The organism is uncultured Sulfuricurvum sp. (assembly GCF_937936435.1).
Taxonomy (GTDB): Bacteria; Campylobacterota; Campylobacteria; order Campylobacterales; family Sulfurimonadaceae; genus Sulfuricurvum.
The window spans coordinates 1-16,749 of the sequence record NZ_CALDDG010000005.1 but is presented as its reverse complement, the minus strand read 5'-3'; the positions used below and the strand labels follow the sequence as shown (position 1 = coordinate 16,749).

Below are 16,749 nucleotides of genomic sequence, written 5' to 3'. Positions count from 1 at the left end.
GACAATGCGCCTCACCAAAGAACAAGCCCTCGACCTTATCCGCAACGGCGATCTGAAAGAACTCGGCAAGATGGCTACGGCCCGTAAAAAAGAGCTCCATCCCGACGGGATCACTACTTTCGTCGTCGACCGTAACATCAACTACACGAACGTTTGTTGGGTCGACTGTAAATTTTGCGCCTTTTATCGGCATGGTAAAGACGAAGACGCTTATGTCCTGACATTCGAAGAGATCGATCAAAAAATCGACGAACTCCTGGCAATCGGCGGAACGCAGATATTGTTCCAAGGGGGCGTGCATCCGAAATTGAAAATCGAGTGGTACGAGGATCTGGTTGAACATATCCATGCCAAATATCCGCAGATTACGATTCACGGATTTTCGTCGATCGAACTGGACTATATCGCGAAAGTCTCTCGTATCACGATTCAAGAATGCCTTGCGCGTTTACACGCAAAGGGGTTGGCATCGATTCCGGGTGCAGGCGCTGAAATCCTCAGCGACCGGGTACGCGACATAATCGCTCCGAAAAAAATCGATAGCGAGGTGTGGTTGCACGTTCATAGAGAAGCGCATAAACTGGGGATAAAATCGACGGCGACAATGATGTACGGAACAGTGGAAACTGACGAAGAGATCATTGAGCACTGGGACATGATCCGCCGTCTTCAGGATGAGACGGGCGGTTTTCGTGCTTTTATCATGTGGTCGTTTCAGGGACAAAATACACAGTTGATGGAAGAACATCCCGAGATTGAGAAACAGTCGTCAAACCGTTATTTGCGGCTTTTGGCGGTTTCCCGTCTCTTTTTGGACAACTTTCAAAACATTCAAAGTTCATGGGTGACCCAAGGGCCGTACATCGGGCAAATGGCCCTTTTGTACGGAGCGAACGATTTGGGTTCGACGATGATGGAAGAGAATGTCGTTCGCAGTGCCGGAGCAGGCTTTCGGATGGCGAAAGAGGAGATGGTCCGTCTCATTCGCGATGTAGGGGAGACTCCGGCGATCCGTAATACGGCTTACGATGTATTAGAGATGTTCGCGTGAAACGATTCGTCACAGCAATTTTATTATCAGGGTATGCACTTATGGCAAGCAGTTTGGATTATGTTGAAGTTCACGGCGTCAAAGTTCCGGTTATTTACGAAGAAGACAAACGGCTTCCGATCGTATCGATGCAGTTGGTATTCACCGGAAGCGGAAGCGTTGATGAGGGACAAAAGGGCGGGTTGGCACGTCTGAGTGCCAAAATGCTCAACGAGGGGAGTAAATCTCGCGGTTCGGTCGGATTTGCGGATGCTTTGGATGCCCGTGCGATACAGCTCAGCGCCACTGCGGGGAATGAGACGTTCGTCATCGAACTCGGCAGTTTGAAAGAGGAGTTTGATACGGGGCTTGCCCTTTTGCAGGAACAGCTTAAAGAGCCCAATTTCACTGCTAAAACGTTGACGAAAACGAAAACGATGGCGCTCAGCGATATCGCTCGAAAAGAGGCCGATTTCGATACCGTTGCTTCCAATGAACTTAAAGCGGTCTTGTTTGAGGGGACGCCGATGGCGACTCCGAATATCGGAACCGTAGAGAGTATCAATCAGATCAAATTGAAAGATATCCAGTCGTTCGTTGCATCACACTTAGTTATCTCTAACGCTCTCGTGGTGATCGGCGGAGATATCTCCAAAGATCAGGCTTTTCAAAAAGCAAAACAGCTTCTTTCCGATTTGAGTGTCGGGAAAAAAGCGAATGATCGATACTTCGAACCGCGTAAAACGCCGAAAGAATCGATCCTTAAACGTCCTGCGACCGAGCAGGCGTATCTTTATTTCGGCTCCCCGTTTGCAATGCGCGAAGGCGATAGCGAATACTATAAAGCGCGTGTCGCGATGTTTATCCTGGGCTCCAGCGGATTCGGAAGTAGGATGATGGAAGAGATTCGGGTAAAACGGGGACTGGCTTATTCTGCGTATTCGCGCTTAAGCGTTGCAAAAACCAATACCTACTTTAGCGGATATCTGCAAACTAAACTCCAGTCTCAAACAGAGGCGAAAAAAACGGTTATCGAAGTGATCGATACTTTTGTCCGTGATGGAGTGACCCAAAACGAGCTGGATCAGGCGCGCAAATTCCTCCTCGGTTCCGAACCGCTTCGGGTTGAGACCCTTTCACAGCGTTTAGGACGCACTTTTAGCGAATACTATTCGGGCAAGCCGCTCGGATCGAGCGTACAGGAACTGGAAATGATCCGCAACTTAAAGCTGGATGACCTAAACGATTTTATCAAACGCCATGGTGAGATTCGTAACCTAAGCTATGCCATTGTTACCAAATGAGGATGCCGATAAATTCCGACGTTTAAATGTCGGAAGTGTCACCGCTCTCTCCCTGATTGCTCCCGCTTCTTTTGAAGATCGTCGTCTCTCCGCCGAACTGGTTCATAACGCTTCTTGTGTTATCGATGCGACGGTGGAACGTGCCGTTCGTACTCCCAAAACACTCAAGATTACTTTTTTCGCCCACAACCTCGAGACCACTATCGAAGGGATTGTTTTTCATCCTAAACCTTATATGATGCACCAGTTCCATACCGGAGAAAGAGCTTTTTTCAGCGGCAAAGCAGTGTGTGAACAAGGGAAATGGGAAATTATCCATCCGAATAAAATTCCTGCCGTCGGAGCGTTGGTTCCTATCTATAAAACACCGCTTCGCGTTGATGTGATGCGTCGGATTATCGAGAAACATATCACGCTCGACGCATTGATGGCAGATGGTATCCCCGAACCCGTAGCACAGCAACTGTACGCTATCCATTTTCCAAAACTTCCTCATCCTTTAAACGACTCGGAGCTGTATGCTCTGAAGTTCGCAGAGTTATTTGACTATATGCGGCGTTTGCGCTTGAAACGCCGTTATCATAAAACTGCTTACCGCGCATCCGGTAATCTTTCGCAATGGATACAAACGCTTCCGTTTGAACTCACGGAGGATCAAAAGAGGGCGATAGGTGATATTGAAGCCGATCTTCGGAGTGAATACGCAGCGCGCCGAATGATCGTCGGAGACGTCGGATCGGGTAAAACAATGGTGATTTTGGCATCGGTCGTAGCGATGCAGCCGAAACGTTCCATTTTGATGGCGCCGACGACGATATTGGCGGCTCAGCTCTTTGAAGAAGCGCAAAAATTTCTCTCGAATCTCCGCATCGCGCTTGTGACAAATGCAACCAAAAAAGGCTCATTGGATGAGCACGATTTTATCATCGGCACTCATGCCCTATTGCACCGTCCTTTACCCGAAGCGGCTTTGGTGATGGTCGATGAACAGCACCGCTTCGGGACGGCGCAGCGGCATGCCTTGACGAAGCTGACCGATAACGATTCACCGCCGCATTATCTACAGTTTTCCGCTACTCCGATACCGCGTACCCAGGCGATGATCGATTCGGCTCATATCGACGTCAGCTTGATCGTCCAAACCCCGTTTACCAAAAACATCGAAACACGTATCATCGGCAAAAGCGATTTTTCGAAACTGTTGGAGCATATACGGATTGAAATCGCTCATAACCATCAGATTCTCATTGTTTATCCTTTAGTCGAACAAAGTGAGACGATAAATTATCAGAGTATCGATGAGGCACGGGGATATTGGGAAAAAAATTTTGAACGGGTGTATGTAACGCATGGAAAAGACAAGGAGAAAGAGAAGGTATTGACGGAGTTCCGGGAGAGAGGAAGTATCCTTTTGGCGACGACAGTCGTCGAAGTGGGGATTTCACTGCCGCGTCTATCGACCGTCGTGATCGTCGGGGCGGAGCGTCTGGGTCTTTCGACATTGCATCAGCTCCGCGGCAGGGTGAGTCGAACAGGGCTGCAAGGATATTGTTATCTCTATACCAATAAAACTGGAAAAAATGAGCGTCTGGAAGCGTTCAGCACATGCAAAAGCGGTTTCGATATCGCAGCGTTGGATCTAAAATTTCGTTCATCCGGTGATTTGCTGGAAGGAAGTATTCAAAGCGGTAAAAAGTTTCGTTGGGCGGATATCGGTGAAGATGAAGAGATAGTCAAACAGGTCAAGGCGTACCTTGACCTCTGAATCAATATAAACCGAATTTCCCGTCGGTGCGTTTGTACATGACGCGCATTTTGCCGTCATTGTCATAGAAGACTTCGAAGACTTTGGTACTCTCTTTGAGCTTTTCGATGATTTCGCCCACCTCTTGGGGCTTAAACAATACCGGCTCGGCCGGGACGATCTCATCTTCCATCGTTTCGCTGGCAGTCTGCAGATTGATGTTTTGGCACGCTTCGTTTTTCGCTTCGTTAAGGCATTCGTTTTTATGATCGTTGAGACGGTCATGCAGACGGCGGAGCGCTTTTTGGGCACGGTCGATCGCGATATCGATCGCGGCATAGAGATCGTTGTCGCGCTGGGTAATGACAATGGTGTTTTTTCCGGCGATATTGATCGTGAACTCGATCGTTACCCCTTTTTTCCGTTCGTTTATTGAGGCGACGGCATTGACACTGATGAGGTCGAGATGATATTTGGTAAGAGTGTCGATAGAGTGCATCAGATGATCTTTAATGGCATCGCTGAGCTCGATGTGGCGTCCGACGAGAGAGATATTCATGATGGTACCACCTTGTGTTGAATTAGTAAGTAGGAAATTCGATTATAACACACAAACGACAAAGTGTAAGATCGAATGCAGTGTGAAAGTGGATAACACGAAAATAATTATTAACACATTTTAATCACCGTTTAATCTACATAGCACTACAATCAAAGAATGGCGTCTCCTCTATGATGGTTTTAGAAAAGAGGGACAATGGTCGATACTAATAGATTCGTTGGTCAGGTACTATATTTCGTGCTACCGAGCCCTCATCGTGTGTATCCAAAAATTCCGAGGAGGATGGAATGATGAGTAAGTTTTTAGGAAATTTTTTACGCATTTGTATTTTTATGCTGCTGATGACAACAACAGTGAGTTGGGGGGCGGCATGTCCTTCACCCGCAACACTAGTCGGTACATGGAGTGCTACAGCTGGGTCAACGTATAATAACCATACAGGGCTGGTTCAGAGCGATGATGCTGATTATTATCGAATCGACAATCCGGTTGGTGGGCAAATTAATTTGTCTATTCAAAACAATACATCGAATCGGGCTATGACAGTTTATCTTTATAGTGATTCAGGATGTTCGTCCACATCTCTAATTACTTTAAATATATCAGGAGGGACAACAAGAACTGCTACTGTAGATGTTGCTTCCGGAGTAAGTTATTATCTTTATTTAGTTGGTAGTGCGTCAAACCAAGATACATCATACACGTTGAACGCAAATAAACCTATTAAAGGGCACTCTTTATTACATCAAAATCCTTTTAGTCCGGTATTTCCAAACGGAGGATTAAAATTATTTGGGGATTTTACCTCCACCGGGGCATCAGTCGTATGTGTGAATAATAATGGACAATGTAATAACAACTACACTGGTTATTTATATGATGCCAATGTCATGTATAAAAATGATGAAGCAATGACGCTAAATTCCGCAACTTCTACTTTGACCTTACCTGCTAATATAGCTGGAGATAATATCGAGTGGGCAGGATTGTATTGGCAGGGGCATATCGCCGGTCAAAATGCGAGTGATTATACCTCTTCCGCGATGATACAAAATCGAGGAAATGTCACATTTCGTTTACCAGATGGAACAACTCAGAATATTACTGCTGACAATATTTGGTATCACGATTTTTGGGGTGATGGTACTGGCAATGGCGGAGGTTATCGATCTTTTTATCAGGGATATAAAGATGTTACGTCATTAGTGAAATCTCATTTGGTAAACGGAATTTCTCAAGCATTTACAGTCGGTAATATTAAAGCAAATAATGGGTTGGATTGGTATTCATATTTTTATTTAGGGGAAAATGCAGAATTTAATGGGTTTAAAATAGGTTTTTGGGGCAACTGGTCACTGATAGTGATTTATAAATATTCGCCTGATTCATTGCCCTCAGGTGCAAAAGTCAAAAATGTGAATGTATTTAACGGTTTTGATGCAATGGTTCCAATGCCGGCTACTGGATATGAAACATTTAATATTGAAATTCCCATTTCGGGATTTTTGACACCGAAATCCAATTCTGTGAATGCAAAGATGTTGTTTTATGCATCTGGAGGAGAGAAAAAGATAGAACGGGATGCATTTTACATTCAAAATGCAAATACTTCGTATGCGTATCAAACTGTGTCCAATGCACTTAATCCTGCCAACAACCCATTTAACGGTTCAGTTTCTATCAATGGCACAGCTGTCAATAATGCGATTAGCTACTATCCAGGAATGGATTTGGATACTTATGATGTTTCCAATTATATGACAAATAATCAAACGTCGACTTCCTTAAAGTTAGAGGCTACATTCAGCAATAATAATGGTGACCAATCTACACCTGGAGCAATAGCATTTTCAACTGATTTATATACTCCTTCATTTTGTTATGATTATGGGTATGAGCAAAATGGGTTGCCGTTTACCGAAGAAAATAATGGAACCGTAATGCCTTATGTTTCGGGTACGCTGACTAGTACGGCAGATATTAATGTAAGTTTATATATTCGGAATCAAGAAAATTCGGATGTTAATGCAAGCAACGTGTTATTAAACATTACAGATATTAATACAACACAGGCAGTATATACGCGTAATAGTGTCGCTGTAACTTATCCAGATCAATATACACCGACAGCAAAGAGTGACGCGGCATGGCCGTTGAGTGTTAGTGATAGCAATATCAATAATATTCCGTTAGGAGATATAGGAGGAACAAAATACGCATATATATATTACGGACTGCAACCACAGCAAATGGGAACGATACATCTTCCTATCAACGGTACTTTTTCATACGATTTAGTCATTCCGTTAGCAGATGGAAGTACGTTAACCATGCCTTATTCATCAACGATTGGCGGTGCCGGTTTGCCGATGTGTTCGGCAAATAATTTTGGGTATACCCCTGAATGGGGGATATTTAGTATGGTTGAAGCAGGCTTATATGATGGAAACGCTATAACGCCACGATATTATGACCTTACCACTCAGGTGGCCAAACGACCCGGGAATTTCAGGATTGCTTCTTTCGACCCGGAAAATCTTGATACTCCTCAGTCAGTAAGTACAATGGTTGCCGTAGAATTGATCGACGCCGGTCAATTCCATGACGTCGATGCCGCATGCCGGGAACCATCAAGTGCCGTAACTCCTAGGATTTGGATGACATTTGAAAATAATGTTTCGCAAATCAATTTTAATGAGACAACGATTAATAATGCAATTACGAACGGGTTGGTTTCTGATGTTATTACCGGGAAGCCGGTTACGTTAGCGAATGCAAAAGAATTTTTTAAAACTGCTACTCCGAATGCTGCTTTTAGAGTAACTTTTAACACTCTTGCAGATGAAAATGATTCATTAATTCATATTGTACCAACTACGCATGGAATTAGAATTGATAACTTTTCAAATATTCATCAGGTCTATCCCCATTGCCGTCAAAATGTAATCAATCCTAATAATAATACTTTGACGAACGATACTGCGGTAGCATGTTCGGATAACGGGAATAATAGCACATTTAAAGATATCGCAATTTGTATGGAGTGTTTATACGGAGCCAATACAAATGTTTTATGTTCACGCGATAATTTCGCGATTCGACCAGAGAGTTATACTGTGATGTTAAAAGACATGAATCAAACGAATCATGCGGAAACACAACTGTTCGCATTAGGTTATACGGGTGTGATAACTCCTAATACGGGTCGGATAAATATTGCAAGCGGATATGATTACAAATACGATATTAATGCGACAAATCATATCGATAACGGATCGACTCCGGGGTATACCCGTTATTTTGGTACAGGTGGGAGTGATTATAACATCTCCCTTGTGTGGGAACCGTCAAGTGCAAAAACCGGATGTAATGACACTCAAAGCAAACCGCAAAGTTTTAACCTGATTAACGGTATTGCTGCGGTAGATGGGAATTTATCGCAAGTGGGTGAATACCGTTTAAATATTATTGATAAAACATGGACGGCGGTGGACTGGAATACCAGCCAGCAGACACATCAAACAGGTGCCCATTTTCTTTCAGGAGCAGAATGTGTACAAAACAGTGCAGATGTACCTATTCAGGCAAATGTAATTGGTCTGAACGGAACAGCATTGACAAATCCAGTCGGATGTGATATCAGTAGTACACATGATAATAATGAAAATGGTTTAAAATATAGAGATTACTTGTTGACATTTAACCCTTATAAATTTGACTTAAGTACGATCACATTTGGCGTTGGCACGGTTCCAAGAGGGATAAGTACCGGAGGAAATGATTTTGTTTATATGGCGGATATTAGTCGAAACGACAGCATGGATATGTCGTTACGGACGACCGGAAATATCAATGCGGCAGGATATAACAATGTGATTACTACAAATTTTGTGCGGAATTGTTATGCAAAAGATTTGAATGTGACATTAGTCAGCGATAACAATTTAAGTGTTGTAGATACAACGTATCAAGTTCGATTCATGGATTTTAACAGTACCGGAGGTTTGACATATGATAGCAATGCGACCGATATCAATACATCTTCCCTTACTATGAAGCTAACTACAATACCGGAGCAACATTATGTAAAGGACACGGCGGGTTCATTGCCAATGATCAGCCGTTTGAACTATGATCGTAATGTCACAATACCTATGAGTCCCAAACTAGCAATGTTGACTGATTTGAATGTCGATTGTAACGTGTCCGCCAATTGTACCATGCAGGCCGACCTTTCTGCGTCACATATAGCTACTGGAAATCAAGCTATGGATTTTAATGTAACGTATGTCTACGGTCGTATTATTCCACGGGATGTCCGTGTTTTTGGGGATGTAGATTTTACGGCTAATAGTTGGTATGAGGTTTATAATGCTCCGATAGTAGCGGGAACACAGTTGGTTCCAAGCCGAAATGGGGCAAATTGGTATACGAATCAATTGCACAATGATGCGAATGACGGTGATGGAAATGTAACATATTTACAATCATATTCGACTGGATGGACAGCGACAAACGTTGCCGGTCCAGCTGTTTCTGGTGTAGAAACATACAACTTCACACATGTAGGAACGGGCAATATCCCTTATACCCGTAAAGCGCATATCGATACCGATTCATGGTTGTGGTATGGCGTTAATGCACTTAATTACGCTGATCCGTCCGGTGCCAATATGGACTGTTTGACTCATCCGTGCTTTAATATCAATGTTGTTCCGGCAGTCGGAAGAGGTGGAAGCGCAACAGGAACTGATTTGCGAACGGATAAAGCAAATAAAGGGACAACGGAAAAAGCAACATCGGGTTCAGTAACCTACGACTATACTCCGGCGACACGATGAAGAGATTTAAGATGCGCTCCGCGATAGCGATGATCGAACTTATTTTTGCCATCGTCATTATTGCTATCAGTGTCCTTTCTATCCCGTCGATGATGGCGATTGCCAATAATTCGAGTAAAGGCGTTATGGTCGATGAAGATATCCTGAAACGGATGTTAGGAGAGATCACTAAAGTCTCCCAGGCTCGTTGGGATGAAAATTCGACGGCGCCTGATTTCAGACCGCTTTCAGTCAGCAGCGGTGGTCTGGACTGCGATCACAATGTATCAGGGATATACTATCGGCGTAATCCCAATTCCAATATGATATGCTCGACAAATGTTCCTATGATGGCAACCTCTCCTGCAACCGGAGATTTGAATTTGTCAAAAGGGATCGAGCAGTTGCATAATAAGTCTTATAATATGGAGATTAATGCAACAAACGGGAATGTATATATCATTCCGATCAATTATCGTGTCAGTTATGTTTCAGATACTATGAACTCTTTTAGTACGGATGGTAATGCGACAGCAACATGGCAACTTGGCTCTTCGAGTAATCCTTCTCCGACAACAGGTGTTGCAAATGCTACTAATTTTAAACGTATAGTGGTCCGATGCATGGATACCAAGTCGGATACGAATATCACCATGACGTTTTTTAAATCCAATGTAGGTAAGTTTGCCGAATGAAACATCTAAAATACCGCAATGCATTTACGTTGATCGAACTTCTTTTTGTAATTGTTATTATGGGGATAGTCGGTGGACTGGCCATCGAATCGATGCGTCAGTATTATGATGGCATATATAGAACTGGCGAATATACGAAACGGGTTGCGGAGGCTGACCATATTTTGGAACAAATTGCCGGTTATTTTGAAAATGCCATTTCTTCATCAATCATTCGTTTGGATGAAGATAATGCAGTCTTTGGGTCTCAATGTGTCGGTGTACCGAAGACAGGAGATGACAATAAAGATTATACAATCGCTTTTGTCGCTGTCGATAGCGATGGCCTTAGAGGCTATTGGGACAATAATAGTACACGATGGCGGCCGGGCTGGAGTAGTAACGGTACGAGTTTAGGGCATATGTTCATTAGTTCGGATTCAAATTATACGGCGATGGACAATATGGCTCAATTAGATCAAAATGATGCGACAAGGGCTGCTATATTCCGTAGTGACGGCGTGGGAGAAGGAGTGGATGAATGTCATCGTTATGGATGGGCACCAACACTCAATACGAATGATGTGTACGGACGTATTCTGTCGGTTGTTTCTGATCATAATATAACACTGGACCAAGTAATTAGTACCAGCGGAGAAACAAATCGTGGATATCTTATGCGTACGGCATACGCATTTAGAGCAAGAGACGGTGTATTCAATATGTATTCTGGCTTTGAACCTTGGAATGGCGAACGATACAGTTCTGTTTCAGGTAGACTTTTGGGAGATAAAGTGACCCATTTCGCAATACTGTATGATAATTCCAATATGGCAATCAATTCGAATATCGGTAATGTGTACACTTTAAAAATATGCATGCAGGGAGTTGATGAAAATCTAAGTGACAGCAATGTCAGTATCAATCAAATCTGTCGGGAAAGGATAGTTCATGTCCGATACTAAACGTCGTGGCTTTGCAATGATATTAGCAATTTTTGTCGTTGTATTAATTGCTGCGGGGGGTGTTTTGCTATTACGCAATTCATCTGTCGGTAGTAAGTCAGTTTTAGATAATTATTTAAAAGCGCAAGCGGAGTTGTTGGCTCAAAGTGCAACGGAATATGCACTGATGCGTGCACAAGGGGCTAATACGGCTGCTGGAGATGCGTGTCTAAATACATTAAATATTACAGTAAACGATGCAAGCGGTACTCCTATGTTTGATATCAACAGCACGCTTGGCTATTCTTTTAAAGGAGCTGCACCCGCTCATTGTACGACATTGACAGACAATACAGGAAAAGATACGATGGTGCTTATAGATATAATAGTTGAAGATCATGGTTTGAGTTCCGAACATATCAGAGTTCAAAAACGTTCTTGGCAGAAATTATAAAGCGAAAATTATATACAGAAAAGACGTGCCCTTAAAGGGCAAGTTGAGCGATTTTGGCGACGACATCTTTTTCACGGACGGGTTTCATTAAAAACCCGTTTGCTCCGCATTCAAGAGCTTCCCCTTTTTTGGTTTCATCCGTTGTTAAAACGATAACGGGGAGTTGGCGTAACGATTCATCGGCGCGGATGACTTTTAGCATTTCGATCCCTCCCATCACCGGCATAATGATATCCAGAAGAATGATATCGATATCGTCTTGTGATTTAAGTACGCCGATCGCATCAGCGCCGTTTTTGGCTTCTACTACTTGGGACACATTGGGAGTCTTCATCAACATCGTCTTAAGCAGTTTCAGATTGATCATATCATCATCGACGGCAAGTACTTTTAATTTTTTATCACTCATTGAGAGTCCCTATTCTTAGATAAATTTTTCAAAAACAAGTCGAAGAAGATCTTTGTTGACCACGTTTTTGATAATTTCATGTACATACATAGCGTCTTCGCTATCCTCAGTGCTGTTCGGATCGATGAGCATTACGAGTGTCGTGTCACTATCTTTGGATCGAATTATATCATACAGTTCCTTGAGATCAAGTTCGCTGAGACTCTTATCAAAGAGTGCTAATTTATAGCGATGCGTTTCAATTTCGTGTAATAGGTCATGTGATGTCATGACACTTTTATAGGTATATCCTAGATCGTCCAATATACGTGTAAAAAGTTTCATCTCCAAAAGATTTTGTTTGGCAATCAAAACGTCTGCATCAAAACTCGAACGGCGCTCTTCAAATAGAGGCTCTTCGGATAAGTGCTCATCCGGTACAAATTCCGGAACTTCTTCTTTACTTTCAGAAACGGACGGTTCTTCGAGAAGAATAGGCTCTTCGGCTAATGGAACTTCCGTATCAGCCGCTTCGTCCGAAGCAGCAAACGGTGTATCTTCTGATGGGAAATCGTCAGTGTCGGTAGGTTGATCATCAATCGTGTCGAAGAGAGGTTCATCCAATGTATTGATAGCTTCTTCTTCAATTATATTTTTTTCAGTATCGGGGATATTTTCATCGCTTATAGGTGATTGCTCACTGTTGGCAATATCATGAATCGATTTCGGTACGGATTTGATATCGACGATTTTATGCGATAAGAAATTGTTTAACAGAGAAATGATTTCAGAACGAACTAACGGTTTGGTTGTATACTCGTCCATTCCGGCACTTAAGAAACGTTCACGGTCTCCTTTAAGCGCATTGGCGGTGAGAGCGATAATCGGGATATGATGCTGTCCGTAATCCTCTTCGAAATCCAATATCTCTTGGGTTGCTTCGATACCGTCAAGAACCGGCATCTGGATATCCATAAAAATAATGTCGTAATTGCCGTTTTTACGTTTTTCAAAGGCCTCGAGTCCGTTATTAGCTATCGTGATTTCCAATCCGAGGTCTTCGAGGGTTCGTCGAATCAGTTTCTGATTGATGATATTGTCTTCCGCTACAAGGGCAGCAGCGGCAAAACGGGAATTTTTCTCATCGAATTTTTTACGGCGGGAAGCTTTTTGTTTACGGTTAGTGAATGCTTCTGCATCGTATGCTTCGAGGGTAGAACGGATTTTTGAACTGTTGATCGGTTCGTAAAGGACTTTGAAAATATCGATTCCCATAGAATCGATTTTTTTCATGTAATACGATTTAGTGATAAGGACAAGCTGCTCTTGCGCCGAGGCATAGGCGAGAATATCTTCATCATGGGTAAAATCGTTATCCACAAATAGAAGATCGTAATTGACCTGACGTTCCAACATTTTAAGCTCATCGAGCTCGTGGAACGTAGTGTAGCTGACTCCGAAGAAATCAAGATACTCTTTGATGTAGGTACTTTGAAGTTTTTTCTTCGAGGTGCTTTCCAAAATAACGGCATTGATATTGGAGATAGAACCTTTGAACGATTCGTTGAGAGTTTCAATCTCTTCAAATTCCAAGGTAAAGAAGAAGGTCGTTCCGTTGCCCGGTTCGCTTTCCAAATCGAGACGTGAGCCCATTAATTCGACGAATCGGCTTGAAATAGTGAGTCCTAGCCCTGTACCGCCGTATTTACGGGTAATAGAAGTATCTGCTTGAGAAAAAGCTTCGAAAATACGCGATTTTTGTTCGCTGGTAACCCCGATACCGTTGTCTTTGACTTCAAAGCGAATACGCGCACGGTTAAGGTGTTCACACTCCAAGCGGCGGATATCGACGCTAATCGCTCCTCCGCTATTGGTGAATTTGACGGCATTGCTGAGAAGGTTGATAATAACTTCTTTAATTTTGGTCGGATCCCCTTTGAGAGGGCGTTCCAAACTCGGATCGACATAGCAGGCGAGGTCGATATGTTTTTCAGAAGCGCGTACGCCGTAAACTTCAACCGCACTTTCAAATTCATCCATCGGATTAAAGACAATCTCTTCGATTTCAAGTTTATTACTTTCGATTTTTGAAAGGTCAAGAATATTATTGATAATCTCAAGAAGGTTTTCCGAACTTTTTTCAATGATATCGATAAATTCGCGCTGTTCATCGTGGAGCTCGGTATCTTTAAGAAGTTCGGTGAAGCCTACGATACCGTTGAGTGGTGTCCGAATCTCATGCGACATATTGGCCAAGAACATCGATTTGGCTTCAGAAGCTTCCATCGCATACTGTTTATCGTTGAGAGTTTGTTCGATGATACGCTCGAGCAAGGCGTATGCTTGTGCCGTCCCGGCCGCAGTATCGAGATTGATAGATCCGCTGAGCGCTTGTGCTTCATCATCATGGGTGTCTTCGGCTACCCGTTTGAGAACCGACTCAAGATTTTTAATATTGGTTGTAATTTCGCGTGAAAGCAAATATCCCAGCAACCCTACCAAAACGGCAATGATCCAAACGACAATAGCGATAACGAGAAGTTGTACCGCATTTTCTTGAACAACGGATGCGCGTTTGTCCATAGCGTCGATGAGAATTTTTTGGGCACTGTCGATCGCATTGATTTTTTCAGAAATCATGGCAAACCAGATGCCCGATTGGGTATCGTAAGCGCCGTTTGAACTGGCTTGAAGAATACCGGAACGTTCGCTCATAATATCTTGATAGAGCTCGGTATTGTCTTCGCTGAAGAGGACGGATTTTAATTTAGTCTGAAGCTCTTTGTCTTTCATCCCTTCCAATGCAAGCGTATCTGCTTTGGCAATCAGTGAAAGCCATTTATTGAGTTCTTCTTCTTCGAGCGGAGTCGCACGTGAGATGATATAGGTAATGTAGTCACGTTCGATACTGCTGTACTCGTTGGTTCGTACGAGAGAGAGGTAAGTGGTCGAATAGGCATTAATCTCATCATCGAAATGCAATCCGGCAAGTTCAGCCAGTTCATTGATGAGCATTTCTTGAGATTTTCCGTATACATCGGAAAATACTTCGTTGAAGTTGGCTTTTTGCTGATCGACTAAAGGGCGTGACTTACCGATTTGAGTTTGAAGTTTTGCGATGAGTTGGAGAAGAATATCGGCATTGGCGCTTTCGGCACTATTGGTTTGTTTAAGTGTTCCGAGATATTTTTGATACGCGGTAATCTTTTGATCGACGATAAGTCGCTGTGCATGGAGAGATTTTAAAGTAGCGCCGGAAGAGCTACCCATATACATAACGGTCATTCCCCGTTCGCGGGAGAGATTATTAATCAAATCGGTTAATTGTTTATTCCCTTCTAACCTTACTTGAAGCTGTTGTGCCCCTTTGTAGCTCACGAATGCGTTATAAACGTAATAACTCGCGAGTGTAAAAAGAATCAGAATCGGTAAAAGACTGATGAGGCGAAGTCGATTTCTAAGTCCTAATTGCATGGAATCTCCTCTTTATTCGTATTATTTATAGTTGTTCAAGAAAGCTGTTTAGTCGTTTGGATGCTTTGTGTGCTTCTTGTGCATCATTGGTCTGTGATAATATAGCCAATTCATCTGAAATTTCGTTCAAACGGAGATTATCGCTGATTCCTTTGAGCTGTCCGGCGATTCTTTTCCATGAATGGGTATCGAATGCGCCGATAGCATCTACGATCTCTTTCCCGGATTTAAGGGCGTCGTGTTTGTATTCGTGAATGAGTTCGTCGAAAAAGTCGTGTTCGATCCCAAGTGCTCCGGCGATGGCAATCTTATCGTAATGGAGCCGTTGAGGCGGTAAATCGATGATGGAATTTTCATCATCGGACGTCGGCATCTCCATTAAATCGATAACATCCAATTTTTCTTTTGAAAACTCTACTTTTGGTTCTAGAGGGATTTCTGGAACGTTTGCTTGGTTGAGCTCTTCTTCTTGTACCATCAACGGGGCATCGTCTTTTAAGGCAAATTCATAGATGTCGTCTTGAGAAGTGGATTCGGAAAGAGCAGGTTGTATAAATTCCGCTTCTCCATGTTCTTCGATATCAGGAACAATAGTCGTGCTTTCAAACGAAAATGTCTCTTTGCCCTCCAGTTTGTCGATGATGGTATAAAAATATTTAAGATTGGCTTCGATTTCGATTGGATCATTGGAGGTATTGATGATACTGAGCGTTTCGAAAGCGTCTTCTATTCGGAGGTTGGCGGCAACCCCTTTAAGTTTATGAGAAAGTATTTTAACGTTATTGATATCCCCTTTCAGGACTGCTTCGAACAATTCATCTTTGAACTCATGAGATTGTTGAATAAAGTCGCCGATAAACTCTTCAATCAAATCGACCGGCAAGCCGAGTTCGTGAGCGGCGACATTCGGATCGAAGCGATAAGATCGATCGACTTGAAGCTGGGTTAGGAACTCTTTTTCGGCATTGGTGTAATGAACGTCACCGAGCATTGGGCGCTCAGAAAGAGTCGGAGCGACTTCCATCGGCATTGCAGGGGTTTCTGCCGGTACTGCTTCTTCCAACTCTTCTTCGCTGAGAGGAAGGCTTAATTTGGCATACAGGTCTTCTAGCGGTTCTTCTGCCGGAAGTTCGAAATCGTTATCGTTATAAGACGGAATATCTAATGTGCTCGGTTCGCTTAACGGGGTGGGAGGTATGTGGGTGTAATCAGGTAAAACGACTGTTTTTTCGACTTTTTCCATAGGCATTTCCATCGTCGGAGCAGAAACAGGAGGGCCTTTTGCAGGACAAGACGAAGAAGTTGCTTGATTAGAAACAAAAGTATCTTCGCCCACAGAGGTAATGTGGGTCATT

Annotated in this window: 11 protein-coding genes; 7 read left to right on the top strand and 4 right to left on the bottom strand. The window is 43.1% G+C overall.

The features are described 5' to 3' along the window. The first annotated feature begins 4 nt into the window (after positions 1-4). From Q0389_RS00835 to recG, 3 genes are read left to right on the top strand one after another with little or no spacing between them, the layout of a single operon-like run. Positions 5-1,051, top strand: a complete 1,047-nt coding sequence (locus Q0389_RS00835) for a dehypoxanthine futalosine cyclase (protein ID WP_298690581.1) — start codon at positions 5-7, stop codon at positions 1,049-1,051. After that, positions 1,048-2,334, top strand: coding sequence for a pitrilysin family protein (locus Q0389_RS00830; RefSeq protein ID WP_298690576.1), 1,287 nt, complete (start codon positions 1,048-1,050; stop codon positions 2,332-2,334). The genes Q0389_RS00835 and Q0389_RS00830 overlap by 4 nt, the downstream gene beginning before the upstream one ends. Continuing rightward, positions 2,315-4,099 (top strand): ATP-dependent DNA helicase RecG, encoded by a 1,785-nt coding sequence (gene recG / locus Q0389_RS00825; RefSeq protein ID WP_298690573.1) that lies wholly within the window; start codon positions 2,315-2,317, stop codon positions 4,097-4,099. The genes Q0389_RS00830 and recG overlap by 20 nt, the downstream gene beginning before the upstream one ends. 1 nt (position 4,100) lies before the next feature. Here the strand turns inward: recG and raiA are convergent, their stop codons facing one another. Next, complete coding sequence (gene raiA, locus Q0389_RS00820) at positions 4,101-4,637, bottom strand: ribosome-associated translation inhibitor RaiA (protein ID WP_298690570.1); 537 nt, start codon at positions 4,635-4,637, stop codon at positions 4,101-4,103. Positions 4,638-4,930: 293 nt separating this feature from the next. On the opposite strand from raiA, the gene Q0389_RS00815 reads away from it, so the two are divergent. From Q0389_RS00815 to Q0389_RS00800, 4 genes are read left to right on the top strand one after another with little or no spacing between them, the layout of a single operon-like run. Then, on the top strand, positions 4,931-9,481 hold the full coding sequence (locus Q0389_RS00815) for a hypothetical protein (protein ID WP_298690567.1): 4,551 nt from the start codon (positions 4,931-4,933) through the stop codon (positions 9,479-9,481). An 11-nt stretch (positions 9,482-9,492) separates the two neighbouring features. Next, positions 9,493-10,155 (top strand): hypothetical protein, encoded by a 663-nt coding sequence (locus Q0389_RS00810; RefSeq protein WP_298690564.1) that lies wholly within the window; start codon positions 9,493-9,495, stop codon positions 10,153-10,155. Then, complete coding sequence (locus tag Q0389_RS00805) at positions 10,152-11,099, top strand: type II secretion system protein (RefSeq protein WP_298690562.1); 948 nt, start codon at positions 10,152-10,154, stop codon at positions 11,097-11,099. Before Q0389_RS00810 ends, Q0389_RS00805 begins: the two co-directional genes overlap by 4 nt. Beyond that, positions 11,086-11,532, top strand: a complete 447-nt coding sequence (locus tag Q0389_RS00800) for a type II secretion system protein (protein ID WP_298690559.1) — start codon at positions 11,086-11,088, stop codon at positions 11,530-11,532. Before Q0389_RS00805 ends, Q0389_RS00800 begins: the two co-directional genes overlap by 14 nt. Before the next feature lie 31 nt (positions 11,533-11,563). Here Q0389_RS00800 and Q0389_RS00795 read toward each other — a convergent pair whose 3' ends face one another. The 3 genes from Q0389_RS00795 to Q0389_RS00785 form a co-directional block, all read right to left on the bottom strand. Continuing rightward, a complete protein-coding gene (locus tag Q0389_RS00795) occupies positions 11,564-11,941 on the bottom strand; it encodes a response regulator (protein ID WP_298690556.1) in 378 nt (125 codons plus the stop codon). A gap of 15 nt (positions 11,942-11,956) precedes the next feature. Continuing rightward, positions 11,957-15,394, bottom strand: a complete 3,438-nt coding sequence (locus Q0389_RS00790) for an ATP-binding protein (protein WP_298690553.1) — start codon at positions 15,392-15,394, stop codon at positions 11,957-11,959. A gap of 25 nt (positions 15,395-15,419) precedes the next feature. Continuing rightward, positions 15,420-16,749 (bottom strand): hypothetical protein (locus tag Q0389_RS00785; protein WP_298690550.1); only part of this gene is annotated, 1,330 nt, incomplete at its 5' end.

Excerpts from the sequence above, each read along its gene's own strand:
- Q0389_RS00815 (WP_298690567.1), top strand. The coding sequence starts at position 4,931 with ATGAGTAAGTTTTTAGGAAATTTTTTACGCATTTGTATTTTTATGCTG.
- raiA (WP_298690570.1), bottom strand. The coding sequence starts at position 4,637 with ATGAATATCTCTCTCGTCGGACGCCACATCGAGCTCAGCGATGCCATT.
- Q0389_RS00790 (WP_298690553.1), bottom strand. The coding sequence starts at position 15,394 with ATGCAATTAGGACTTAGAAATCGACTTCGCCTCATCAGTCTTTTACCG.
- Q0389_RS00795 (WP_298690556.1), bottom strand. The coding sequence starts at position 11,941 with ATGAGTGATAAAAAATTAAAAGTACTTGCCGTCGATGATGATATGATC.
- recG (WP_298690573.1), top strand. The coding sequence starts at position 2,315 with ATGCCATTGTTACCAAATGAGGATGCCGATAAATTCCGACGTTTAAAT.
- Q0389_RS00800 (WP_298690559.1), top strand. The coding sequence starts at position 11,086 with ATGTCCGATACTAAACGTCGTGGCTTTGCAATGATATTAGCAATTTTT.
- Q0389_RS00810 (WP_298690564.1), top strand. The coding sequence starts at position 9,493 with ATGCGCTCCGCGATAGCGATGATCGAACTTATTTTTGCCATCGTCATT.
- Q0389_RS00805 (WP_298690562.1), top strand. The coding sequence starts at position 10,152 with ATGAAACATCTAAAATACCGCAATGCATTTACGTTGATCGAACTTCTT.
- Q0389_RS00835 (WP_298690581.1), top strand. The coding sequence starts at position 5 with ATGCGCCTCACCAAAGAACAAGCCCTCGACCTTATCCGCAACGGCGAT.